Raw genomic sequence first — 20,121 nt, forward strand, 5'->3', positions numbered from 1 at the left:
AAGAGGATGTATAGCTTTAATGAGCTGAGCGAAAGCCAAAAGCTGACAGCAGAAGAAAAAAAGACCGCTAAACAAATTCTTGGTTTGCTTAACGGTCAGAATCAGGTAGCAGCAAAGCAGATGCTTGACTTCTGTAGCTACGTAATCGAATGTAATTCTAACGTTGCTGTTGTTTTTGAAGAAGAGCAAGCAGAAGCTTGATGTTGTTATCTGTAGAGATTATCCGGCACTGCTTTTCCTGGTCAATATAAAAAGCGCAGCCTGGACAATCAATTTTAATACCGGTAGCCATACCTCCGGTAATTGGACATTTTTTAGGCATTTCAATAAACATAATATCACCTCCGTTCTGTAATACCTATTATAGCACGGGAGAGATGGAAAGGGGCGAGAATAATGGAAGTAAAGCAAGAAGTATTCACTGAAAAACGCGTAAAGCGCACGGCGGTTGACATGTCCAAGCTTAAAGCGGACGGCCTTATGGTTGCGGCCGCATATATGCAAGGCTTGCAAGCTGCCGTAAGACTGTGTGAACAGCAACAACAGGTAGTCGGCCAGTAGTAGGGCTGAAATAGAAACAAGCCCCGCGCCTAGCGTCGGCGCGGGCAGGAGGTGTGCTTTGAATAGTAGGACCGACAAAGATTTGAAAAGAATCATGGGCGCAATCCGGTGTGACACGCTGGAAGAAAAAGCCGAAAAGGAAAAGTGCGCTGGCGTTATTGAACGCATGAATCAGCGTTACGAAACGGCAATGCGCTTTATGAAAAGGAGGAAATAGAAATGCTTGGGAACGTTCCTATTAAAACGGCCGCACGGCTCATGCAGAAAAGCGAGATGTTTGTGCGTATGGGCCTGCGTAGTGGCGCGTTACCGTTCGGCGTGGCAATTCACGCCAGCAGTAAAAAGAGTTGGGCTTATCATATCAGCCCCGCAAAATTTGCTGAGTACATGGGGATTACGCCTCTTGAATTGGAAGAAGAAGTGTGGAGGTATGACTGAGTGACTAAGAAGAAAAGAAGATGTGTTGTATGCGGCAAAGACTTGTCGCACATGAACTTCTCTAAAGTAGTGGATAAGGAAAGCGGCCTGCTTGTTACCGTGTGCAGCGGCGGCGAGTGCTGGCGCAAGGTTGTTATGAAAGGATGGGGAAAATGAGCAAGACTACTAAAGGCTTAGTGAAAGCTTTTATCATTACTGCTATTCTGCTTGCTGGTCTTGTCTTTCTGACCGGTGGCAGCGCCGCAAAGCTGGCCATTAGAGCACATGGTTTTTTGTTCCCAAGTTATAGCAGAACCCTGGTTGCTTACACCGTAGGCGAGGGACAGACGCTGTGGGAGATTACCGGGCGTTACATGGACCAACAGGATAAGTACCGTGATTGCCGTGAGCTTATGCACGATATAGCCGAGTACAATAATCTGAATGGCGTGAAGTGGCTGCAAGCGGGACAACAAATTGTTATCCCTTTGTATAAAGAAATCTAATTTTGTTTTTTGAAAGGAGATTGATTTTATGAACAACGAATTAGAGTTGGCGATTAAAGATTTCGTCCGCAATGGCGGCGTAGTGCTTGCCGCTAACGATAGCAGAAACATTGTAGGTATCAGAGGCACTTTTGAGGAAGTCAGCGAGAAGTTTATAAAAGCGCTCGTCAATATGAGTGTGACTATCATCAAAAAGAACCCCGAAGATTTTAAAATTCTCGTAGCTGCTACTATGAGCCATTTGCTGGCGCTTGCGGAAATTGCTGAGAAAAAATACGACGCGCCGCAGCTCCGTAAAGATGTGATTTATTGCCTCGCAATGACATTATGCGACAAAGACGCTGCTCGTTATGCAGCACTCTCTACAAAGCACATGTTAGAAGAAATGGAGGATGAGGCTTGATGAAGGGTAAACTGATTATGACAGTTGAGCAGGCGGCTGACCGCGTGGCGTGGGAACGCGTCCGCAATAGCGGTATCGGCGGCAGTGATGTGGCCTGCATCATGGGACTTAATCCCTGGAAAAGCGCTTACGCACTCTACGCTGAAAAGCATGGCGATGTAGAAGCAGAGGACCTTTCCAATAATGAATTTGTTTATTGGGGAACCGTCCTTGAACAGGTGGTAGCTGACAGATTCTGCGAGCTGACCGGCAAGAAGGTTCGCAAATGCGGCACATTGCAAGATGAAAGCTATGATTTCATGCTTGCAAACGTCGACAGATTAGTGGTGGGTGAAAGCGCAGGCCTTGAATGTAAGACTGCGAACGGCTTTAAGTCGAAGGATTGGGACGGTGACGAACTGCCAGACAGCTACTATTGCCAGTGTCAATGGTACATGATGATTACCGGTTGCGAGAAGTGGTATATTGCCTGCTTAATCGGCGGCAATCATTTTGTATGGAAAGAAATTCCGCGCAATGATGAGTTTATTTCGGATATGAGAGCGCAAGCGATTATATTCTGGAATAACCTGCAAAGCAACATCCCGCCGGAGGTTGACGGCAGCGAAAGCACTGCCGCAACCATTGACAAAATGAATAAGGATAAGTTAGCAGTTGACAGTATCGCACTGCCTAGCGCAGCAGAGCAATACATTAAGTGTATTGACGGACTGACGGCAACGAAAAAGGTACTGGAAGAACAGTTAGCGCAGGCACAAAACGCCTTGAAGCTCATGCTGAACGGCAGCGAAAGCGGCGTGTTTATGGATAGAAAAATTACCTATATACAGATTGCCGGAAGAGTAACGCTGGACAAAAAGGCACTGAAAAAAGACCTGCCGGACGTGTACGAAAAGTATGCCAAGGTTGGCAAGCCTAGTATGAGGTTCACGTTAAAATGAGCCTTACAGAGCAAGAGAAATTAGGCGTTATGCTGTTCCATAAACGTAACCAATTAGGGCTGCGTCAAGCTGATGTGGCGAAGAGAATCCATATGCAAACACCGACAATCTCAACTTATGAGTGCGGCGTTGTAAAGAATATCACTCTTGCTACGCGCATTAAAATTGCGCAGGTTCTGGACTTGTCGCTGGAAGAAATTCTGTATGACAGCGAAAAAGACTGTTTGAAATTAAGGAGGTTAAAAGAATAATGGCAACAACAAAAGGTATTACAAAAAAAGTGGATACTAGTGCGGTAAAAGCTCCGTCGACTTTGAGCTTAGCGATTAACAGTGCAGCGGTGCAGCAGCGCTTTGAAAAGATGCTTGGTGAAAATGCCGGCAGTTTTTTGTCCAGCGTTCTTACGGTATGCAACAACAATAAGTTGCTGCGCGCGGCGGACTATCGCACAATCCTTGCGGCGGCAGCAACGGCGGCAAGTCTTAAACTTTCGGTAACTCCGGATTTGGGAGAGGCGTATATCGTTCCGCGTGGTGGGCAGGCGTGCTACCAGACCGGCTATCGTGGTTTGATTCAACTGGCACAGCGCAGCCGTCTCATGAAAAAAATCATCATGACGCCGGTGCGGGAAGGCGAACTGTTGAATTGGTGCGTGCTCGATGAAACTTATGATAAGGGAAAAAGAATAAGCGATAAGGTTGTAGGCTATTATGCGTACTTTGAAACGATTGACGGCTTTGAAAAGGCTGCATATTGGACCAAAGAAGAAGTTGTTACTCACGCTAAACGCTTTAGCAAGGCTTTCAACAGTGGCCCGTGGCAAACAGACTTTGATGCAATGGCCTGCAAAACGGTGCTTATTTCTATCCTCAAAACTTATGCTCCGAAGTCTGTTGACTTAATGAAGGCACTTGAAAATGAAAACAAAGTGGCTTCTATGAACGAAAACACCGGCGAAGCTGAATACATCGACGTTGACGCAGAACAAGCGCAGGAACAAACGCAGGAGCTTACAGAGGGCGGCAAGGTTGATACTGTAACCGGCGAAATCTTCACGGCAGAAGAAATTGAAGCAAGCATGAAATAGGTGGTAAAGCATGGCTGATGTAGGCTGGGTAAGACTTTCGACAAGACTGTTTGAAAATCGCAAAATTAAATACCTGCTGAATCAACCTAAAGGCGCGGAACTGGTCCTATTATGGGTGCACCTGCTGTGCGCAGCAGGAACCGTTAACGATGGCGGTAGGGTGTACATCTCTCAAAACGTGATGTACACTCCGCAGTCATTAGCTGCTGATTTCGGCGTGCCGAAAACCATTGCCGACAAAGCATTAACTTTATTCCAGGATTTGGAATTAATAGAAGTTGAAAGTGATGGTTGTATTCAAATTTTAGGTTGGGAGAAGCATCAAAATATCACGGGACTAGAAAAGATACGTGAGCAGAACAGGTTGAGAAAGCAGAAGCAAAGACAGTGTGACAAGTCACGCAATGTTGATGAGGATATGTCACGTGACAGTCACGTGACAGAGTGTGACAAGTCACGCAATGTCACGCAACAGAGAAGAGAAGAGAAGAATAGAAAAGAAAAGGATGATTATCATCATCCTAAAAGAAATGACGATGACGAGGAAAAAACGCATACTGAAATTTTTGCCTTATGGGAGAAAAACATGATGCCGCTTACTCCAATCGTCGGAGAAAAACTGCAGGCCTTGTTAGGTGAGGTTGGTGAGGCTGCCGTTGAACAGGGAATATTAGCGGCGGTTGAGCACGGCGCAAGAAACTTTGCGTATGTGCAGACCGTAGCAAGAAACTATGCCAGCGGCAACAGCAAGAAGCAGAATGCAGGTGCCGGATATTCTGGCATGGACCTGGTAAACGAACTTTACGGAGATGTAGGAGGTGAGGGCGATGCTGCAACAGCAGAGAATAGCCCAAACGATTGTTAAACTGCAACAGGCAGGCAAGCGGATGCCGCAGGATATACGGCCCGGCTTTGACCGCCTGGAAGAAGCGAAAAGAATCTTGTCCGAAACGGTAAACCTTTGGGCAGGAATTTTTAATCAGCAAAATATAGGCCTTGACCGGTGGGAGAAGGCAGAGCAGATAGCGCTTACCTTGACCGGTGCGAACGGCCTTAACGTGAATATAATCAGCCCGGCGCTGATGCAGGCTGCTTTGAAGCAGGCAGAAGAAGCTCATGTGCAGGAGAATATAAACCGCTGCAACATGGAGAAGCTGAGCGACGGCAAGCCGCTTGCTGATAGGCTGAACAGTATGCTGCTGAAATGGACGGCGGCAAAGTTGACGGAACACCGGCTCATTATGCCGTATATGCCGCAGGATAAAGCAGTGTTTGAGTACGGCCGGCAGATTGGCTTGAATGATAACGCTATTGACAATCAATTCCGTATCCTGCAATGCTACATGAACGACTTTACGTACAGTCGCAAGCATAATGAGCCTTGTAAAAGTAAGCTGCTGAAATGTGGCGATACGCTTACTTTGGAGGTGCTGGCGTGAATAATTGGATGGCATGGGTTGGCGTGAAATTTGGCACGCTGACTGTTGAGAAGTATTTAGGCTACCAGGATAGGGGTTCAGCTTACTTCTTGGTGCGTTGCGATTGTGGCAAAACAAAAAAAGTGACCATCTGGGAGTTTAAGAAAGGCAAGGAAAAATCTTGTGGCCTGCTGAGATGTAAAGCAAAGGTAAAGGGACTGACGGGTACACCGAAACCGCCGGAAACCATTACGCAGCAGGATGAAACTGCTAGCGCACTAGAAGCACGCTTAAAGCCTAAATACTATTGCAGGGCTGTTACACCGGACTGCGTGATAAGCACTCTGCTTCACATTTGCTGCTGTGAGTGCGACCGCCCGTGCAAGCGGTGTGAGAATACGCCGCAGAAGTGCGGAGCGAGGGAGAGAAAGAAATGCAATTCGTAGATTTTTTCGCAGGAATAGGCGGTATTCGCTTAGGCTTAGAGCAAGCCGGGCATAAATGCGTCGGCTTCTGCGAGTTTGATAAATACGCCAGGACGGCGTATAAAGCTATGTACGATACGGAAGGAGAGTGGGAAAACCACGATGTACGAACAGTTAAGCCTTATGATGTTCCAGCCGCCGACCTCTGGTGCTTCGGCTTCCCATGCCAAGACATCAGCGTCGCAGGCAAGCAAAAAGGCCTGCAAGAAGGTGAGCGAAGCGGATTGTTTTACGAAATTATGCGACTGCTTGCCGGCCGTAGGCAAGAAGATAGACCTAAATGGCTGCTCATCGAAAATGTTAAAAATTTACTTAGCATTGGAAACGGATTTGATTTCGCGCGGTTGCTGTGTGAAGTGGGGGGGCACGGGTATTCTCTCCAATGGGACACTCTCAACAGCAAAGACTACGGTGTTCCCCAAAACAGGGAGCGCGTGTTCATTGTCTGCTATCTTGGAAACATCTGTGGACGAGAAGTATTTCCTATCCGACCAGCAGACGGCGAGAATCCTTGCGAACTCAACGAGATAACACAAGGAGTTGCTGATGCTCAAAGAATCTATGACGGCAGTGGATTAGCGAGAACGCTTAAAGGTGAGAGCGGCGGACAAGGCGGCAAAACAGGCTTGTATGCTGTACGTTTTCGCTATACCGAACGTGGAGAAAAAAGTAGAGAAAAGGGACGTATGGAACCTATAGAATTTGCTAATGCCTTAACGTCGAAACATTGTGGCGACCAAACAGCGGATTGCAGTAATGGCGTTGTCTGCATGAGTATCAGAGGACAGAAACTGCAAAAGCAGATTGATGTAGCTCCGACCATTGACACTGGTTGCAGAGACAATTTAACGCGTAAGCAGACTTGTTGCGCAGTGTTAACGCCAGACCGAGGAGAGAAACGGCAGAACGGCAGACGTATAAAAGAGCCGGGAGAGCCTAGTTTTACTTTAACGGCGCAGGACCGCCACGGCGTAGCGCTGCTTGATGGGAATATCCGTGTCAGACGCTTAACTCCACGTGAGTGCTGGAGATTGCAAGGTTTTCCCGATGAATATTTTGACAAGGCAAGGGCAGCAGGCATAAGCGATACCCAACTGTATAAGCAAGCAGGAAACGGCGTTACTGTTAATGTGGCACGTGCTATCGGTGAGAGATTAAAGGAGGTTGAAGAACATGATGAATAAAGAAGAAGTTCGCCAATATTGGCGACACCAGAAACGAATGGCGGCCTTAAAAGTTTTTTGTTTATCGCTTATAGGCGCAGCGATATTGATTGCGGGGTGCGGTGAAACGGAAGAAGAGATTAACGCTAACAATGCCAAAAGCAGAGCCGCCGTTGAAACTGCCAGCGCGAATAATAATATCAAAAGCACCGGTAGCGTTATTGCTAAAAAAGTAGGTGGTAGCGCAACGATTATCTTGCCAGACAATCAGAAGTTGCAACTTGTTACATGGAAAAATGACAATATGTGGGTGCTTTATCGTCCTATGAGAGCTGATGAACAGGCGGAAACTTACACTTATCAAGAAGATAGCAAGTTTGGACTTATAGAAGCAAAGATTACCATCCGTGAAGTAAAAAGATAAACAAGGAGGGCGAACAATGGATAAACAAGAAAAATTGTTCAAGGCTGTTAATGCAGAGCTGGAAGAATGGCTGCTTAGCGGCGATGTTGATTATCTGCATAAGGCTATGGCTGTTATTCGTGCAGAAATTGAAAAGGAGGAAGAGTAATGACTCCAGAACGTAAACAATGGTGGGATAGCCTGCCGCAACGTGAAAAGATGTTGCGTGAACAGATTGAGAAAACTAAAATTGAAATCTCGCATTCAAAATTCGCACTTCAAGTCTGCTTGACAGATGAAGATATAAAATGGTTTATCTCCCGAATAAAAAAGAAAAAGGTTGTATTAACAGCTTTAAAGCATGAGCTTGACCGTACAGCGGTGGCGGTGTATACAGGACGCTATGAAGGGGTGTTACCGATTTATCGCTGCAAAAAGTGTGGCGGTACGTTCGAGAATTTTGGACAGTCACACTGCTGTTGGTGCGGCAGAAAGATTGAGGGGGTATAAGTAAATGAACGAGCCGATTGTCAGCCCGTGGCTGATTTACTGGGCAGGAAGAATGGACATGATACATCACTTCTGCGTTGTAGCAGGAGTTTTACTAACAATGGGTGCTGGCATAAGCATAACAGGGATTGTTTCAAGCCTCGATAATTGCGACATTGGCTGTGGCCTTGGTAAAGCATTTTTAAATTTCACGAAGAAACTAACCTGCGTAGCCTTAATTGTTGATGCGCTTGCAATAGCTGTTCCAACTAAAGATGAAATGATTGCGATGTATGTGGCAGGGCGTATAACACCAGCAAACATTGAAGCTACCGGCGAACTTGCGGACAAGGCCGTGGATAAGCTAATTGAGAAAATTTTAAAGGCGAGTAAGGCTATGAAGGAGTGATAACATGGCTAATTTAATTCCGCAAATAGCCGAAATGTTGGGCGTGACGCTAGGTGAAGAATTTAAGGTAGTGTATAAAACACGCTTTGAAATAATTTGCAACTTTACCCTAGCAGGGTTGTTTGTCCATAAAGGCGATAGCGGTAAATATGAAAAAGAGCCGTTGGCAGACATTATTTGCGGTAAAGCTGCAATCGTCAAACTGCCGTGGAAGCCTAGAAAAGGTGATGATTATTATACGTTTTCTTTCGGAGGTCTTAGTGAAGAGTGGGTTGTTGTGAAACAGCAGTGGGATGCGCACCCCTATGAACGTGCTTTATTAGACAAAGGCTGGGTATATCGCACCCGGGAAGAAGCGAAATCTGCGCTGCCTGCCGTGGCAAAAGAAATGGGCGTTGATTATGAGCTATGATTTAGAGTGGCGCATAAAACGCATGTTAGAGATTGGTAACGTGATATTGCATGCTGGCAGGGGTGGTGGTCGTATTTATGTAGCTACGCCTGTAATCAAAATTCAAAATTCGCGCAAACAATACTATACAGATGATTGGCGATGGCAAGAAGGGCTGAAAGTAAGAGGACAACAAATAAGAATGAAACGTTATTTAGTATGGTGGGAAAGTATAGCGTTCCCCAATATGGGACTCCCAGAATATGTATACGCTGAATCACCGGAAGAAGCGAAGGCGAAAGCAGAAGCGGAAGCAGAAAGAGAATTTAAGGTTGTATATTATGTTGACGATGTGAAGGAGGCACCGAAATATGAATAAAAGTTTAAGCGAATTTATGTATAGCCAGCTTGACGAATTGGAGGCGCTGTTTAAGAAAAAGCATGAACAGTATTCCTCCGGCGCAGATGAGCTTGCCAATTTCCGCCGCGGCGCGCTTCTGAATGGACACACGGACGATGCAGAGGGAATTTTTGAGGAACTGAAAGCGTATGCGGCAAAGCATATCGCTTTTGTTTATACCCATGATATTCACGGCGATAAAATTGCCGAAAGTCTGAAAGACATTGCCGTATATAGTCTGATTGGCTTATACATGGCGGAGCTGGCAAAGGAAGAAAGTGAAATGCTGCAAGCGCACAGAGATTGCATTAACCTTTTGTGCCGCTGCTGCACTGATGAGGATATAGCGAAATGAATTTAATATTCACGATTCCAGGCGAACCGACGGCGCAGGGACGGCCTCGCTTTTCTACTCATGGCGGATTTGTAAAAGCATACGACCCGGAGATAAGCCGCAACTATAAAGCCTATGTCAAATTGCTTGCTAGTGAAGCAATGCAAAGAATAGGGCTGACGCTCACGGAATTGCCGTTGGGAGTAGAGATAATAGCTGACGTGGGTATTCCTGCCAGCAAGTCGAAAAAATTCAAGGAGCAGGCTTTAAACGGCTTGCAACTGCCGATTAAAAAACCCGATGTTGACAACGTCGCAAAAATTATTCTTGATTCTATAACTGGTATTGTCTATAAGGATGATAAACAGATTGTTAAACTTACAGTTTCTAAAAAATATAGTGATACGCCAAAAGTTGAGGTGAAAATTTATAATGTTGAATAATTGTTTAATACTCGGGTGGGTAAAATTTGAACCTACGGTGCAAGTTATGAAGAACGGCAAAGAGGTATGCAACCTTGAAATTCAGTGTTCCAGAACGTACCTTGACAAAGACGGAAAGAAAATTTATGACTACATTTCTTGCCGCTGCTTTATCCCAGGACTGATTAAATATATCAGCAACTACATCACAAAAGGCACGCAAGTTATTGTCGGCGGACGCTTCCAGACTGATTTATACGTGGATAGGAATGGCAAGAACTCTAAAGCAAGCTATTTACTGCTGGAGCATTTGGAAAGCGTAAAGATTGCGAAAAGCACAGCGCCGTATCCTTCGAAAGAACAGAGAGACCCGCTCGATGATGTGGACTGGTAGAGAAAATGGATTACGCAGAAGCAGCAGACTATGCAGAGAGTTTGCTCTTTGCTAAAAATGCAATAGGTAAAGCGGTTGTTTCTGCCAGGATGCAGCAGAGGGCGGAACGCTTGGAATTTGATATGAGGACCGGCGGCGATTCTACGGCACGCCTTGCGATTCAGGCAGTAACGCCGCTTGCTGCGGTTCGGTGTATTTATCTTGGGCAGGCGTTTTTGGTTTATCAGCCGGAAAAATGGCTGGATGTTATGGAACGTTCGCTTCTTCTGTTTCGGCAGCGGTTCGGTGACAAGTCTTATAAGGCGATTCAGCACCGGTATGTATACCATTGGACGGTCCGCAAAATCTCCGTTATGGATGAGATTAGCCCGCAGGTGTACGCGCTTCGACGCCGCTCATTCATTGACGGCCTACTCATGCTGGCGATTCAAGAAGGACTATTACGGATTGACATAAACGCCAACAGCTTCCAGAAGGCCAGGGCAGAACAGAAGCAAGAAAAGTAAAGGCAGGCGCGCGGCGCGGTTCCACGGCTGCAAGGCTCGCTTTTATAGCTTTTACTAATTGCTCGGCTTTGCTCATGGTTTCTTCCTCCTTTATTTCGCTTTTAAAATTTTCAAGGTTCTGTTTTGGCCTGCTTCATCAGTACCGGGGCGGCCGGTCCCCGGTATACGCCGCACGGGGCGGCGTTTCGGCTATTGTAACAAGGGCGTTTCCGGGCGGTATTTCAAAAACTCGCTGCCGTGCAGGTCGCGGATTTGTTCCATAGTCAACGCGCGGCGGACTTTCTTCACCCACTCGCCAGCATGCCAGTACCAAAGTTTTTTCTTGCTGGCCCATTTGCAGCCGGCGCCTTTCAAGGCGTCTTTATTCTCTTTCGTTTCGCCGCCTATCCATAACCAGCTACCGCATATCTCGATTTCAAGGCCTTTCAAGCCCATGAGCACGGCCAGGATTTCGGCAAATTCCGCTTGTTCGGCCAGGATTTCGGCGGCGGTTTTGTAAGTGCCGTCCGCTTTTTTGTTGCGCTGCCACTCCTGGCGGCTTTCGCTTTCGGCAAGTTCAGCAGCGCGCTTGTCGTGCGCTGCGCTCATTGCCTTAAATTCGGCGGCGCTGCCGCCTTTGTCGGGGTGGCAGCTCATGCAGGCCTTTTTAAAAGCCTTCTTTAACTCCTCAATTGTTTCACAAGCGGCAAAAATCTTTTTCCAGTCCATGGTTTTTCTTTCCTCCTTATTCGGTTCCGGGTTGTATTTTTGCTTCAGTTCGGCAAATTTTTCGCGGCTGACTTTGGCAATCAATTTAACAAAACGGCGGCTGCTGTCCCATGTGTCATAGATAACACCGTTGACAACGGCTACGGCGTGTTTTGCTACAAAAACAACGTAGCTGGCGCTGTTGTCGCAATGCTTTGTAAAGCTGTTGATTGTTTCACGGCTGGCGGCTTTAACTTCAATTCCCAGGTCAGCCAGGGCGGCGGTGATGTTCTTCACGGTGTTCCATGCAGCGCCGCTCTCGAATACCTTTGTTTCAAGCAGCTTTTTAGCCTGCTGGTAGGTTAACGGGGTTGCCGTGCAGATTGCTCTAATTGAGCAATCGCCGATATTCTTATTTTCTGGGTTCGCATTATACTTTTCAAAAGTCATTTTCTTATTCTCTCCTTTCGGCTGTGGCTAGGGCTTCGGACCTTCTGCCTGGCAGCTTTACGGCCCCCAACGGGGCCGCCGTCAGCTTTAAAAAATCAGATACACGATGTTTGTTGCGTATTGATAGACTTCCTGCTGTGCCTCGCTTAATGCCGGGTAGCGGTTCATAAGATTTGCAACTTTCATAAGTTGCTTGATTCGCAGGTTTTTAATTTTCATTGTTTCGGCCTCCTTAATATTTGTAAACGGTTGCTTCACCGGTAACATCAAAAAAGACATTATAGAAATGGCCTTTGACTACCGTGTAGAGTGCTTCAACGTGCCCCGGGAATTCGTCAAAGTCGCGGGTGTTCAAAATTTTAATGTCCTTCAAGCACGGCTGGAAGCCGTATTCACGGAAAAGCGCCAGCTGAACCATTTTAGCGTTTTGAGTTTGTTCCATGCGTTTAGTCATTTTTTTGTTCCTCCTTAAATGTATACCGCTATTCGGTATCTGTATCTTGATTACAGTTATATTATAACGTCGTTGATTATGCTTGTCAATACCTTTTTTGATTATTTTTTTATTTTTTTGGTGACAATCACACCGCTATGCGGTATAATGTAGACAACGGATAATGGAGGTGTAAAACATGGATAACAGTAAAGCTATAATCAAGGGGCTAATTGCTATGCGCTGCATGAGTTCGCAGGCATTGGCTGACGGCCTGGGGATTACGGTCCCCGCCGTGCGGAACAAATTGAGCCGTAACAGCTGGGCTATTAATGATTTGGTTAAGCTGGCGCAGGCCTGCGGCGTTCGCCTGGCGTTTGTAGATGATGCCGGGCGCGCCGTTCTGACGTTCCCCGCGCCGCCAGCAGATGACGGCAGCCCCGCAGAGGGTAAATAACAACATTATAAGAGGATAGCAACGGCCGCTCGCTGGCAGATGTTCAGCGTGCGGCCGTTCTTTTTTATTCAGCAACATTTATAATAGATTAACGCCGTTCACAAAAATATAATAATGTATCATTGACTTAATAGCTTTTTTTAAGGCATATAATTTATAGCAAGATAATAAATATAATTTAATTGATGATTGACAGATAAGTTCTTTCAATCATTTTTTTATTGTCTTTTTCTGGTAAATAATGATTATCTTTTCAATATATATTGTTTATATATTGTTTACTGATTGTCATTATTGATAATATTAATTATATATACAGTTACAGAGATTGTAACGAGAATGCGATAGAAATGTTTAAGATTAAAAGTTTATTAGCTAACACAAATACACCGACAAGAGGCAGGCCGCCGGCAATAGCGACAACGCCGCAGACGTTAGAGGACTGTGCGGCGCTGCTCAAACAGCAGGGCGCAGCCGTTGCCGTCCTGGCTGTGCAGGACCTGCAGGCCTATTGGCTCAAGATAATGACCGACAACAAGGCCAGCAACAAGGATAAATTAGCCGCATCAAAGCTATATGCAGAGAGCATAGGCGCGTTTGACAAGCAGACGCAAGCCAACAAGGGCCCGGCTGTGTATCATTGGGGCGCGGCAGATGACGCAGTAATAGTAAACGATTGTTCAGAAGATGCTACTAAAACATAAACATATATAGAGCTTTTAACATAATCCTTATTATCGGACGTAAAATATTATCCTGCTGCTGCGGCTGTGCTGATGATTCCAGATGCTGGCGGCGTGGCGGATGATGTTAGCGGCAGGTGTTCGCCTGGCATATGTTACGGCCGTTCCTGCGTGGCTCATGCGGCAGGCCTACCACGTTTTTGTTTTTGGTTGGGTGTTGGTTCTGATTGGTTGGTTGGCGGCGCTGGCGTTGGTGATTTCCCTGGCTTTTCGCAAAAATTGATTTTGGTTCTTGCCTTTTCCGCTGACATTGAGTGGGGGTGGGGCCCAAAAATTTTGCAGCCGCCGGGGGGAGGTAAATACCAAAAATTACCAAAACGATTTTTTCAAGGGGGTAAACATGGAAAACATAATACAGATACCATATACTCCGCGACCTGCATGGGCGAAGGTACTGCATAAAGAATTAAGCAGACACCGCTTTGCAGTAATCGTAGCACACCGCCGCTTTGGTAAGACCATCGGAATGGTGAATCACCTTATAAGGGATGCTTTGCAGAGCGACTTAATCAGTCCGCAGTATGCTTTAGTAGGTCCGTTCAGCGCACAGATGGAAATTATCGCGTGGGGCCCATTGAAGTATTACACAAGCGTCATAGAGGGCATCAAGGTGAATGAAACTAAAAAGTATGTTGAATTCCCCAGCAAAATACCTGGAGCGCAGGGAGCGAGGATATATATCGTTGGTGCAAATAATCCCGACGCATTGCGCGGTACATATTGGGACGGCGTAATCCTTGACGAGTATTCGGATATGAAGCCGGAGATGTGGACGCAGATTATCAGACCTGCGATAGAGAATGGCGACAGAAAAGGTTATTGCTATTTCATCGGTACACCTAAGGGGCAGAACAACTTCTATGAGATGTACAAGAAGGCCAAGACGAATAAGCGTTACTTTGCGTATTTGTCGAACGTGTACGATAGCGGCATCTTAGACGCAAAGAGCATAGAAGAACTGAAAGAGGATATGCCGGAGGTAGAATTCAGACAAGAGTATTTGTGTGACTTTAGCGTATCGGCAATCAACGAGCTTTTCAGCCTGGAGGAACTAGATAAGGCTTTCAGTAGAGAGCTGACAGAAAAGGATGTTCCCTATGATATGCCGCTGGTGCAAGGCGCTGATATAGCGCGCTTTGGCGATGACAGAACGTGCATATGGCGGCGTAAGGGTTTAATGGCATATGCTAAGCCGAGAATCTATAAGAAGCTGAACACGATGCAGACGGCAGATTATATTGCTTTGGCAATGGATGAACACAAGGCAGATATGACCTTTATAGACGTTGGCAACATGGGTGCTGGCGTAGTCGACAGATTACGGCAGATGGGGTACACGGCTTTGAGAGAGATACCATTTCAAGGTGCGGCGATAGAGAATAAGCGCTATGAGAATATCAGAGCAGAGATGTACTTCAAACTGAAAGACTGGATAGAAGATGGCGGAGCTTTGCCGGATGAACCTGGACTAAGAGAAGAGCTTGCAGTCATTCACTATAAGTACTCTAAGAATGGGCGTTTAATACTAACGCCTAAAGAGGAGATAAAAGAAAAGCTAGGACGTTCACCGGACCTTGCAGACGGCCTGGCACTAACATTTGCAAGGAAGGTTCCGTTAAGGCAGTTAGGGTTTGACGATAGAAAGCCTAAAGTGCTGATGTGCAACACAGAATATTCAATTATGGGGGCGATTTAAAAATGGGTGGCATTGCAAAATTATTCGGTGGCGGCAACATGCCGACTATTGAAAAGGTGGACCCGGCACCGACTACCGTTGCGACAAGCAGCGAAGTTGCGGCCGGCAGCGACAGTAACAAGAAGAAACGCAGAGGCTTTTCATCTACGCAGACAAGCACTATTGCTAGTGGCGGCGAGGGCGGCCGTAATACTTTAGGCTAAGAGGTAACAGCTTATGAACTTTCAAACGATAGCGGCGAGCAAGCCACAGGGAACACTTCCTAGTGACGGGGTGCCGCTGAAAAAGAACTTGCCAGACCGCCAACGTTTGGTGCGTAAGCTTAAAAGCATGTACGAGGATAGGCGAGATTGGGTAGACAGATGGAAAGAGATAAGAGATTATCAGCTCCCGTTTGTCGGTGAGTTTGACGATACGGCAGACAAGACCAATTCCGCACGCAGACGTGACTTAAAGATTGTGCACGGGGTAGCTTGGAGAGCGGCGCAGGTATTCGCCGCAGGCGTTATGAGCGGACTTACACCGCCGAGCCGCCAGTGGTTCAGATTTGCATATAGACGGCCGGAACTGAATACGAATGTTGAGGCTATGAAGGTGCTTGACACAAGACAAGAGATTGTATCAAGCGTGCTTGCAAAGAGCAACTTCTATAATAGCATCCATACTGTATATCTGGAGTTGCCTTTTGGGCAGTGCCCGATGGCTATATTCTACGACGCAGAAAACGGCGTACGATTCCAGACAATGACAATCGGTACTTATGCACTTGAAGCAGACGGCTTCGGCAAGGTAACTACTTTTGCAAGAAAGTACGATATGACTTTGCAGCAGCTAGCAGACTGCTTCGGCGTAGACGCTTTGCCCGACAATCTGAAAGGACTGTTAGACAATCAGACCAATCTTACTAAGAAGTATAAAGTCTGCTGGATGGTAGAGCCTAACAGTGATAAGCTGCCTGGCTACATGGACAGACTGAATATGCCGTATAGAAGCGTGTACTGGTTGGAAAAGTCAGAGAGTGACGAATACTTGTATGTTGGCGGCTTTGAAGAAGAAGCAGTACCGGTAGCGCGTTATCTTGTCAGCGGCAATGAGGCATACGCAAGAGGTCCTGCGTGGTTTGCAGAAGGCGACAGTAAAATGCTGCAACTGCTGAAAAAAGATTATCTCACAGCAATAGAGTTAAAGATAAAGCCGCCGATGCAAGGCAGCCCAAGCCTTATGAATAACGGCGGGGGGAAAATAATTGGTTGGTGGCAACGGCGGTATTAACTTGATGCCTGGCGGTCTAACAGCCGTAGATGACCAGACGCAAGATATGGTTAAGCCTTTGTTCGCGGTTGACCTTGACTTGAAGGACGCGCAGGAAGAAATTATTCGCGTTGAGGATGCTATAAAGAGAGCATACAGTGCTGATTTGTTCTTGATGTTAGATAACCTTGATAATAGCCGCATGACTGCTAGAGAGGTTATGGAGAGAACGCAGGAAAAACTGCAACAGCTAGGCCCCGTGGTTGAGCGATTGCAGGATGAATTCTTAACACTGATTCTTCAACGTGTATATAACATCATCGACAGAAGCGGTGGATTCCCACCGGTACCGGAAGAACTACAAGACATTTTGAGTGAAGAGGATGTAGAAGTGGACTATATTTCACCTTTGGCGCAGGCGCAGAAGATGAGCGGACTTGTGAATATCGAACAGGCGATAGCACAGACCGGACAGATGGCGCAAGTATGGCCAGAAGTTACGAAGAAGATTAACCCGTTGGGTGCTATTACAAAATACTTTGAAATGCTTGGCGTGCCTGCAATGGCATTGCGTAGTGATGAAGAAGTACAAGAAATGCTCAAACAAGAGCAGCAGGAAATGCAACGGCAGCAGGAAATGCAGGAAGGCTTGGCAATGGCACAGGCTGCGGCTCCTGCGGCAGAGGCGGCCAAAAATCTTACTGCGGCGGCGAATGATTCCAACCCGGCTATTACAAGCTGGCTAGGCGTGCCGGGAGGTTGGGAATAATGAGCGAGCAGTTTAAATATAAATCCAATACCGGCGAGGATAGAAGGCAAGCACTGCTGACAGAGTACATGGTAAGAGAGCAGGCAAGAAGGGATAAAGAAGCCCTACTTGACCTGCTGGGGAGTGAAAGCGGACGCTGGTTCTTGATGCGTATGCTTGACGTAACCAAAGTAAACTCTATGTGCTTTACCGGCAACAGCAAGACTTTCTATAACGAAGGCCGCCGCGACGTAGGCTTAGGCATTATCAAAAGCATTTTAGCACTTGGGCTGCAAGGCATAGAGCTAAAGCAGCAGGCTGAAATGGAGTATGCAGAATTCCAACTAAAGCTACAAGAGCTGGCAGTGGAATATGTAGATAACAACAAGGAGGAATAACTAATGGGCGAGAACGGCGAAAACACAGTTGTGAACGGCGAAGGCGCACAGCAACAGGCTGAACCCAATACCGCGACACAACAGCAGCAGGCAGAAACGACTACTACTAATGCAACTAATAATACAAGTGCTTCCGGCACTATTGCAGGGAACGGAAGTAATGGGCAAGGCACACAACAGCAGCCCGGCACAGTGAATTATGACTTTGCAGGAGTAGAGATGCCAGAAGGCTATGAGCTTAGTGCTGATGAGCAAGGACGCTTTGTGGATGTTATTAAGGGCATGAACCTTAGCAATGACCAGGCAAGAGCGCTTGCAAAGTACGGCACAGAGTATGCAAGCCGTGTAGTACAAGGCGTGGAACAGCTCCGCGCACAGGAAATCGCTAAATGGGGCGACGAAGCAAAAACAGCACTGGGCGCAGACTTGGGCAAAGTACAGGGCCTTTGTGATACTGCCTGCCGCAAGTTGGAGGCAATGTATCCGGGCTTGAATGTGCGTGAAGCATTGGAAGTTACCGGCGCAGGCAATCAGATAGCAATCGTGAGAGCATTTGCGAAACTTGGCGAACTGCTTGGCGAGGACCCCGGCTTGGCTGCACAAAACGGAGCGCAAGGCTTAAACGCTGCACAAGGTGTTGCCGCAAACATGTACCCGAAAACCGACTGGAGCAGGTACAAATAATCTTTAATTTTTAATTAAAAAACAGGAAGGATGATGAAATTATGGCTACTATTGGTTACTCCCAAACTATGAGTGACTTACGAAAGTACTTAACTCCGCAAGGCGCTATTGACCGCGTTATGGAAGTACTTAACGAATCTAATCCTATTATGGAAGATATTCGGTGGATGGAAGGCGATTTGCCGATTGGTACTAAAACTACTATTCGTGCGAGCCTGCCTTCTCCGTCTATCCGTCGTATTAACCGCGGTACTTCTCCGACTAAAGGCACTGTAAAGCAGCGCATTGATGTATGTATGCACTTGGAGGACCGTTCCTGCGTGGACGTTGAATTGCTTTCCGGCAAACCGAATCCGCAGGCTTTCCGTATGGCAGAGGATGATGCACACGTAGAAGGCATGGGCCAATACGTTGCACGTCAATTTTTGTACGGCAACTTAGATGAAGACCCGGACACTTTCAATGGTATTGCGGTTCGCTACAATACTTTGACCGACGGCGGCAAAGGCACTCCAGGCCACCAGGTAATTTCCGCGGGTACTCCTGGTACTAACACTAATGCTTCTATCTACTTCGTAGACTGGGGCGACCGCCGCGTAATGGGTGTATATCCTAAAGGCACCCAGGCAGGCTTGAAGACTGAGGACTTGGGCGAAAGTGATGTATACGACGAGAACAACAAGCCGTTCCGTGCATTGCAGACCTTGTACTCTTGGAAGTGTGGCTTGGCGGTACAAAATGTTCGTTCTATTGTGCGCGTGTGCAATATTGATGTCCAAAAGCTTAACTCTTTGACTGACAGTGCACAACGCGAACTGATGAATAAATTCATCTTCGCAAAGAACCGTCTGCAAGACCCGAAAGCGCCGGTTGCGTATGTATCTGACGGCGTATACTCTTGGCTGGAGTGCTATCTGAACAACAAGAACAATGTTCATGTTACCCGTCAAGATTTTATGGACGCACCGCCTAAACTGTACCTTTCAGGTATTCAGATTAAGAAACTTGACTGCCAGAGCGAAACCGAAGCGGCAGTCGTGTAACCGGAAGGAGTGAATAACAATGATTTTTGACCAGCAAAATATGTACATGGACAATTCCTTGACCAGCAATGTAATTGCGAACGTTGGCGGCGGTGATGCGGCCGACCCGTTATTTCTTGTTATCACTGCGCCGACCGCCTTAGCTACTAGCGGCACTATCACTGCGGCGCTGGAAACTTCTGACAGCGAAAGCTTCAGCGCTAAAACTGTTGTGGCGACTTATACTCTTGCTGCCAGCAAAAAGGGTATTTTGGTTGCAGCAAAACTGCCGTATGGCATGAAGGCTTTTTCCAGACTGACTGTTACCGGCGCAAGCGGCGGCAAACTGACTGCTGGCTTGACTGAAACTGTTCCGAACTGGCCGGGCTGATTTAGTACTTTAAGGGGAGGGCGAAAGCTCTTCCCTTTTTTAATAATCAAGGAGGAATAGTTAAAATGCTTAACATTACCGATGTATGTAATATGGCGCTGGCTCATATCGCCAAAGGCCGTATAAGCAATATAGATGAGCAGTCGGAGTTGGCCAGACAGTGCAAACTGTTTTATGAGCCTACCCGCAAAGAGTTATTAAGAAGCTACACTTGGGGATTTGCAAAGCGCGTGAGCAAGCTTGCAGAACTTAGTATCGAATCTCCGTACTGGTCCCACGTTTACGCCTACCCCGAAAAGTGCCTTGCTGTGCGCAAGATATTTGACGCTGACACCGGCGCAATGATAAGGGCAGGCGAACAGCAGCAGGAAGAATGGGACTTATATATGGCAAGCGACAACGTGCTTGGCATAGGGTGCAACATTCCTGCTG

General features: G+C 46.8%; 38 protein-coding genes, 1 other RNA gene and 1 pseudogene. 36 read left to right on the forward strand and 4 right to left on the reverse strand.

Annotated features, from left to right (window positions below):
- The 24 genes from BN587_RS09870 to BN587_RS09965 form a co-directional block, all read left to right on the forward strand.
- A partial coding sequence (locus BN587_RS09870; RefSeq protein ID WP_303684963.1) for a hypothetical protein occupies positions 1-201 on the forward strand: 201 nt, incomplete at its 5' end.
- A gap of 195 nt (positions 202-396) precedes the next feature.
- Positions 397-561, forward strand: coding sequence for a hypothetical protein (locus tag BN587_RS12035; protein ID WP_021720969.1), 165 nt, complete (start codon positions 397-399; stop codon positions 559-561).
- Positions 562-619: 58 nt separating this feature from the next.
- Positions 620-778 carry a hypothetical protein gene (locus tag BN587_RS12040; protein WP_303684964.1) on the forward strand — a complete coding sequence of 53 codons (159 nt, stop codon included), beginning with the start codon at positions 620-622 and terminating at the stop codon, positions 776-778.
- 2 nt (positions 779-780) lie between these two features.
- Entirely contained in the window at positions 781-999 is a 219-nt protein-coding gene (locus BN587_RS09875) for a hypothetical protein (RefSeq protein WP_021720970.1), read from the forward strand.
- On the forward strand, positions 1,000-1,155 hold the full coding sequence (locus BN587_RS12045; protein WP_021720971.1) for a hypothetical protein: 156 nt from the start codon (positions 1,000-1,002) through the stop codon (positions 1,153-1,155). It abuts the gene before it with no gap.
- Positions 1,152-1,484 carry a LysM peptidoglycan-binding domain-containing protein gene (locus BN587_RS09880; protein WP_021720972.1) on the forward strand — a complete coding sequence of 111 codons (333 nt, stop codon included), beginning with the start codon at positions 1,152-1,154 and terminating at the stop codon, positions 1,482-1,484. Before BN587_RS12045 ends, BN587_RS09880 begins: the two co-directional genes overlap by 4 nt.
- Before the next feature lie 28 nt (positions 1,485-1,512).
- Positions 1,513-1,887: a hypothetical protein gene (locus tag BN587_RS09885; protein WP_021720973.1), complete on the forward strand. Its 375-nt coding sequence runs from the start codon at positions 1,513-1,515 to the stop codon at positions 1,885-1,887.
- Positions 1,887-2,828 carry a YqaJ viral recombinase family protein gene (locus BN587_RS09890; protein ID WP_021720974.1) on the forward strand — a complete coding sequence of 314 codons (942 nt, stop codon included), beginning with the start codon at positions 1,887-1,889 and terminating at the stop codon, positions 2,826-2,828. The genes BN587_RS09885 and BN587_RS09890 overlap by 1 nt, the downstream gene beginning before the upstream one ends.
- Positions 2,825-3,079 carry a helix-turn-helix domain-containing protein gene (locus BN587_RS09895; protein WP_021720975.1) on the forward strand — a complete coding sequence of 85 codons (255 nt, stop codon included), beginning with the start codon at positions 2,825-2,827 and terminating at the stop codon, positions 3,077-3,079. The genes BN587_RS09890 and BN587_RS09895 overlap by 4 nt, the downstream gene beginning before the upstream one ends.
- Positions 3,079-3,915: a recombinase RecT gene (locus BN587_RS09900; RefSeq protein ID WP_021720976.1), complete on the forward strand. Its 837-nt coding sequence runs from the start codon at positions 3,079-3,081 to the stop codon at positions 3,913-3,915. The genes BN587_RS09895 and BN587_RS09900 overlap by 1 nt, the downstream gene beginning before the upstream one ends.
- A 10-nt stretch (positions 3,916-3,925) precedes the next feature.
- Positions 3,926-4,780 carry a phage replisome organizer N-terminal domain-containing protein gene (locus BN587_RS11540; protein ID WP_021720977.1) on the forward strand — a complete coding sequence of 285 codons (855 nt, stop codon included), beginning with the start codon at positions 3,926-3,928 and terminating at the stop codon, positions 4,778-4,780.
- Complete coding sequence (locus BN587_RS09910; RefSeq protein ID WP_021720978.1) at positions 4,743-5,354, forward strand: hypothetical protein; 612 nt, start codon at positions 4,743-4,745, stop codon at positions 5,352-5,354. Before BN587_RS11540 ends, BN587_RS09910 begins: the two co-directional genes overlap by 38 nt.
- Complete coding sequence (locus tag BN587_RS09915) at positions 5,351-5,779, forward strand: hypothetical protein (protein WP_021720979.1); 429 nt, start codon at positions 5,351-5,353, stop codon at positions 5,777-5,779. The genes BN587_RS09910 and BN587_RS09915 overlap by 4 nt, the downstream gene beginning before the upstream one ends.
- A complete protein-coding gene (locus BN587_RS09920) occupies positions 5,767-7,002 on the forward strand; it encodes a DNA cytosine methyltransferase (RefSeq protein WP_021720980.1) in 1,236 nt (411 codons plus the stop codon). Before BN587_RS09915 ends, BN587_RS09920 begins: the two co-directional genes overlap by 13 nt.
- Positions 6,992-7,405 (forward strand): hypothetical protein, encoded by a 414-nt coding sequence (locus BN587_RS11545; RefSeq protein ID WP_021720981.1) that lies wholly within the window; start codon positions 6,992-6,994, stop codon positions 7,403-7,405. Before BN587_RS09920 ends, BN587_RS11545 begins: the two co-directional genes overlap by 11 nt.
- 16 nt (positions 7,406-7,421) lie before the next feature.
- Complete coding sequence (locus BN587_RS12050) at positions 7,422-7,553, forward strand: hypothetical protein (protein WP_021720982.1); 132 nt, start codon at positions 7,422-7,424, stop codon at positions 7,551-7,553.
- Entirely contained in the window at positions 7,553-7,894 is a 342-nt protein-coding gene (locus tag BN587_RS09930) for a hypothetical protein (protein WP_021720983.1), read from the forward strand. The genes BN587_RS12050 and BN587_RS09930 overlap by 1 nt, the downstream gene beginning before the upstream one ends.
- A gap of 4 nt (positions 7,895-7,898) precedes the next feature.
- A complete protein-coding gene (locus BN587_RS09935; RefSeq protein WP_021720984.1) occupies positions 7,899-8,282 on the forward strand; it encodes a hypothetical protein in 384 nt (127 codons plus the stop codon).
- 4 nt (positions 8,283-8,286) lie between these two features.
- Positions 8,287-8,694 (forward strand): hypothetical protein, encoded by a 408-nt coding sequence (locus tag BN587_RS09940; RefSeq protein WP_021720985.1) that lies wholly within the window; start codon positions 8,287-8,289, stop codon positions 8,692-8,694.
- A complete protein-coding gene (locus BN587_RS09945) occupies positions 8,684-9,052 on the forward strand; it encodes a hypothetical protein (protein WP_021720986.1) in 369 nt (122 codons plus the stop codon). Before BN587_RS09940 ends, BN587_RS09945 begins: the two co-directional genes overlap by 11 nt.
- On the forward strand, positions 9,045-9,428 hold the full coding sequence (locus tag BN587_RS09950) for a hypothetical protein (RefSeq protein ID WP_021720987.1): 384 nt from the start codon (positions 9,045-9,047) through the stop codon (positions 9,426-9,428). Before BN587_RS09945 ends, BN587_RS09950 begins: the two co-directional genes overlap by 8 nt.
- A complete protein-coding gene (locus BN587_RS09955) occupies positions 9,425-9,850 on the forward strand; it encodes a RusA family crossover junction endodeoxyribonuclease (protein WP_021720988.1) in 426 nt (141 codons plus the stop codon). Before BN587_RS09950 ends, BN587_RS09955 begins: the two co-directional genes overlap by 4 nt.
- A gap of 46 nt (positions 9,851-9,896) precedes the next feature.
- Complete coding sequence (locus BN587_RS09960) at positions 9,897-10,223, forward strand: single-stranded DNA-binding protein (RefSeq protein ID WP_044484812.1); 327 nt, start codon at positions 9,897-9,899, stop codon at positions 10,221-10,223.
- Positions 10,224-10,228: 5 nt separating this feature from the next.
- Complete coding sequence (locus BN587_RS09965; protein ID WP_021720990.1) at positions 10,229-10,729, forward strand: hypothetical protein; 501 nt, start codon at positions 10,229-10,231, stop codon at positions 10,727-10,729.
- A gap of 122 nt (positions 10,730-10,851) precedes the next feature.
- Here BN587_RS09965 and BN587_RS12055 read toward each other — a convergent pair.
- The 4 genes from BN587_RS12055 to BN587_RS09975 all read right to left on the reverse strand — a co-directional run bounded on the left by BN587_RS12055 (position 10,852) and on the right by BN587_RS09975 (position 12,320).
- Positions 10,852-10,920: hammerhead ribozyme type II (locus BN587_RS12055), an RNA gene on the reverse strand.
- Positions 10,919-11,866 (reverse strand): hypothetical protein, encoded by a 948-nt coding sequence (locus BN587_RS11550; RefSeq protein ID WP_021720991.1) that lies wholly within the window; start codon positions 11,864-11,866, stop codon positions 10,919-10,921. Before BN587_RS11550 ends, BN587_RS12055 begins: the two co-directional genes overlap by 2 nt.
- 87 nt (positions 11,867-11,953) lie before the next feature.
- Positions 11,954-12,085 carry a hypothetical protein gene (locus BN587_RS12060; RefSeq protein WP_021720992.1) on the reverse strand — a complete coding sequence of 44 codons (132 nt, stop codon included), beginning with the start codon at positions 12,083-12,085 and terminating at the stop codon, positions 11,954-11,956.
- A 13-nt stretch (positions 12,086-12,098) separates the two neighbouring features.
- Entirely contained in the window at positions 12,099-12,320 is a 222-nt protein-coding gene (locus BN587_RS09975; RefSeq protein WP_021720993.1) for a hypothetical protein, read from the reverse strand.
- Between the two features lie 178 nt (positions 12,321-12,498).
- Here BN587_RS09975 and BN587_RS09980 point away from each other — a divergent pair, with 178 nt between their 5' ends.
- From BN587_RS09980 to BN587_RS11555, 12 genes and pseudogenes are all read left to right on the forward strand, one after another.
- Entirely contained in the window at positions 12,499-12,756 is a 258-nt protein-coding gene (locus BN587_RS09980) for a hypothetical protein (RefSeq protein ID WP_021720994.1), read from the forward strand.
- 350 nt (positions 12,757-13,106) lie between these two features.
- Positions 13,107-13,460, forward strand: a complete 354-nt coding sequence (locus BN587_RS09985) for a hypothetical protein (protein ID WP_021720995.1) — start codon at positions 13,107-13,109, stop codon at positions 13,458-13,460.
- Positions 13,461-13,532: 72 nt separating this feature from the next.
- Complete coding sequence (locus tag BN587_RS12065) at positions 13,533-13,901, forward strand: hypothetical protein (protein WP_303684965.1); 369 nt, start codon at positions 13,533-13,535, stop codon at positions 13,899-13,901.
- On the forward strand, positions 13,840-15,195 hold the full coding sequence (locus BN587_RS09990; protein WP_021720996.1) for a terminase large subunit domain-containing protein: 1,356 nt from the start codon (positions 13,840-13,842) through the stop codon (positions 15,193-15,195). Before BN587_RS12065 ends, BN587_RS09990 begins: the two co-directional genes overlap by 62 nt.
- A gap of 2 nt (positions 15,196-15,197) precedes the next feature.
- A complete protein-coding gene (locus tag BN587_RS09995) occupies positions 15,198-15,398 on the forward strand; it encodes a hypothetical protein (protein WP_021720997.1) in 201 nt (66 codons plus the stop codon).
- Positions 15,399-15,411: 13 nt separating this feature from the next.
- Complete coding sequence (locus tag BN587_RS10000; RefSeq protein WP_021720998.1) at positions 15,412-16,467, forward strand: portal protein; 1,056 nt, start codon at positions 15,412-15,414, stop codon at positions 16,465-16,467.
- Complete coding sequence (locus BN587_RS10005) at positions 16,442-17,215, forward strand: portal protein (RefSeq protein ID WP_021720999.1); 774 nt, start codon at positions 16,442-16,444, stop codon at positions 17,213-17,215. Before BN587_RS10000 ends, BN587_RS10005 begins: the two co-directional genes overlap by 26 nt.
- Positions 17,215-17,592, forward strand: a complete 378-nt coding sequence (locus BN587_RS10010; RefSeq protein WP_021721000.1) for a hypothetical protein — start codon at positions 17,215-17,217, stop codon at positions 17,590-17,592. Before BN587_RS10005 ends, BN587_RS10010 begins: the two co-directional genes overlap by 1 nt.
- 3 nt (positions 17,593-17,595) lie before the next feature.
- Entirely contained in the window at positions 17,596-18,276 is a 681-nt protein-coding gene (locus BN587_RS10015) for a hypothetical protein (protein ID WP_021721001.1), read from the forward strand.
- Between the two features lie 41 nt (positions 18,277-18,317).
- Complete coding sequence (locus tag BN587_RS10020; RefSeq protein ID WP_021721002.1) at positions 18,318-19,319, forward strand: major capsid protein; 1,002 nt, start codon at positions 18,318-18,320, stop codon at positions 19,317-19,319.
- A gap of 19 nt (positions 19,320-19,338) precedes the next feature.
- Positions 19,339-19,689, forward strand: coding sequence for a hypothetical protein (locus BN587_RS10025; protein ID WP_021721003.1), 351 nt, complete (start codon positions 19,339-19,341; stop codon positions 19,687-19,689).
- A gap of 65 nt (positions 19,690-19,754) precedes the next feature.
- Positions 19,755-20,121 (forward strand): annotated as a pseudogene (locus BN587_RS11555) (hypothetical protein); the annotation flags it as partial.

Origin of the sequence: Phascolarctobacterium succinatutens CAG:287 (assembly GCF_000434895.1) — a bacterium.
Lineage (GTDB): Bacteria > Bacillota > Negativicutes > Acidaminococcales > Acidaminococcaceae > Phascolarctobacterium_A > Phascolarctobacterium_A succinatutens_A.

Excerpts from the sequence above, each read along its gene's own strand:
- BN587_RS12035 (WP_021720969.1), top strand. The coding sequence starts at position 397 with ATGGAAGTAAAGCAAGAAGTATTCACTGAAAAACGCGTAAAGCGCACG.
- BN587_RS09875 (WP_021720970.1), top strand. The coding sequence starts at position 781 with ATGCTTGGGAACGTTCCTATTAAAACGGCCGCACGGCTCATGCAGAAA.
- BN587_RS09880 (WP_021720972.1), top strand. The coding sequence starts at position 1,152 with ATGAGCAAGACTACTAAAGGCTTAGTGAAAGCTTTTATCATTACTGCT.
- BN587_RS09885 (WP_021720973.1), top strand. The coding sequence starts at position 1,513 with ATGAACAACGAATTAGAGTTGGCGATTAAAGATTTCGTCCGCAATGGC.
- BN587_RS09890 (WP_021720974.1), top strand. The coding sequence starts at position 1,887 with ATGAAGGGTAAACTGATTATGACAGTTGAGCAGGCGGCTGACCGCGTG.
- BN587_RS09895 (WP_021720975.1), top strand. The coding sequence starts at position 2,825 with ATGAGCCTTACAGAGCAAGAGAAATTAGGCGTTATGCTGTTCCATAAA.
- BN587_RS09900 (WP_021720976.1), top strand. The coding sequence starts at position 3,079 with ATGGCAACAACAAAAGGTATTACAAAAAAAGTGGATACTAGTGCGGTA.
- BN587_RS11540 (WP_021720977.1), top strand. The coding sequence starts at position 3,926 with ATGGCTGATGTAGGCTGGGTAAGACTTTCGACAAGACTGTTTGAAAAT.
- BN587_RS09910 (WP_021720978.1), top strand. The coding sequence starts at position 4,743 with ATGCTGCAACAGCAGAGAATAGCCCAAACGATTGTTAAACTGCAACAG.
- BN587_RS09920 (WP_021720980.1), top strand. The coding sequence starts at position 5,767 with ATGCAATTCGTAGATTTTTTCGCAGGAATAGGCGGTATTCGCTTAGGC.
- BN587_RS11545 (WP_021720981.1), top strand. The coding sequence starts at position 6,992 with ATGATGAATAAAGAAGAAGTTCGCCAATATTGGCGACACCAGAAACGA.
- BN587_RS12050 (WP_021720982.1), top strand. The coding sequence starts at position 7,422 with ATGGATAAACAAGAAAAATTGTTCAAGGCTGTTAATGCAGAGCTGGAA.
- BN587_RS09930 (WP_021720983.1), top strand. The coding sequence starts at position 7,553 with ATGACTCCAGAACGTAAACAATGGTGGGATAGCCTGCCGCAACGTGAA.
- BN587_RS09935 (WP_021720984.1), top strand. The coding sequence starts at position 7,899 with ATGAACGAGCCGATTGTCAGCCCGTGGCTGATTTACTGGGCAGGAAGA.
- BN587_RS09940 (WP_021720985.1), top strand. The coding sequence starts at position 8,287 with ATGGCTAATTTAATTCCGCAAATAGCCGAAATGTTGGGCGTGACGCTA.
- BN587_RS09945 (WP_021720986.1), top strand. The coding sequence starts at position 8,684 with ATGAGCTATGATTTAGAGTGGCGCATAAAACGCATGTTAGAGATTGGT.
- BN587_RS09950 (WP_021720987.1), top strand. The coding sequence starts at position 9,045 with ATGAATAAAAGTTTAAGCGAATTTATGTATAGCCAGCTTGACGAATTG.
- BN587_RS09955 (WP_021720988.1), top strand. The coding sequence starts at position 9,425 with ATGAATTTAATATTCACGATTCCAGGCGAACCGACGGCGCAGGGACGG.
- BN587_RS09960 (WP_044484812.1), top strand. The coding sequence starts at position 9,897 with ATGAAGAACGGCAAAGAGGTATGCAACCTTGAAATTCAGTGTTCCAGA.
- BN587_RS09965 (WP_021720990.1), top strand. The coding sequence starts at position 10,229 with ATGGATTACGCAGAAGCAGCAGACTATGCAGAGAGTTTGCTCTTTGCT.
- BN587_RS11550 (WP_021720991.1), bottom strand. The coding sequence starts at position 11,866 with ATGACTTTTGAAAAGTATAATGCGAACCCAGAAAATAAGAATATCGGC.
- BN587_RS12060 (WP_021720992.1), bottom strand. The coding sequence starts at position 12,085 with ATGAAAATTAAAAACCTGCGAATCAAGCAACTTATGAAAGTTGCAAAT.
- BN587_RS09975 (WP_021720993.1), bottom strand. The coding sequence starts at position 12,320 with ATGACTAAACGCATGGAACAAACTCAAAACGCTAAAATGGTTCAGCTG.
- BN587_RS09980 (WP_021720994.1), top strand. The coding sequence starts at position 12,499 with ATGGATAACAGTAAAGCTATAATCAAGGGGCTAATTGCTATGCGCTGC.
- BN587_RS09985 (WP_021720995.1), top strand. The coding sequence starts at position 13,107 with ATGTTTAAGATTAAAAGTTTATTAGCTAACACAAATACACCGACAAGA.
- BN587_RS12065 (WP_303684965.1), top strand. The coding sequence starts at position 13,533 with ATGATTCCAGATGCTGGCGGCGTGGCGGATGATGTTAGCGGCAGGTGT.
- BN587_RS09990 (WP_021720996.1), top strand. The coding sequence starts at position 13,840 with ATGGAAAACATAATACAGATACCATATACTCCGCGACCTGCATGGGCG.
- BN587_RS09995 (WP_021720997.1), top strand. The coding sequence starts at position 15,198 with ATGGGTGGCATTGCAAAATTATTCGGTGGCGGCAACATGCCGACTATT.
- BN587_RS10000 (WP_021720998.1), top strand. The coding sequence starts at position 15,412 with ATGAACTTTCAAACGATAGCGGCGAGCAAGCCACAGGGAACACTTCCT.
- BN587_RS10010 (WP_021721000.1), top strand. The coding sequence starts at position 17,215 with ATGAGCGAGCAGTTTAAATATAAATCCAATACCGGCGAGGATAGAAGG.
- BN587_RS10015 (WP_021721001.1), top strand. The coding sequence starts at position 17,596 with ATGGGCGAGAACGGCGAAAACACAGTTGTGAACGGCGAAGGCGCACAG.
- BN587_RS10020 (WP_021721002.1), top strand. The coding sequence starts at position 18,318 with ATGGCTACTATTGGTTACTCCCAAACTATGAGTGACTTACGAAAGTAC.
- BN587_RS10025 (WP_021721003.1), top strand. The coding sequence starts at position 19,339 with ATGATTTTTGACCAGCAAAATATGTACATGGACAATTCCTTGACCAGC.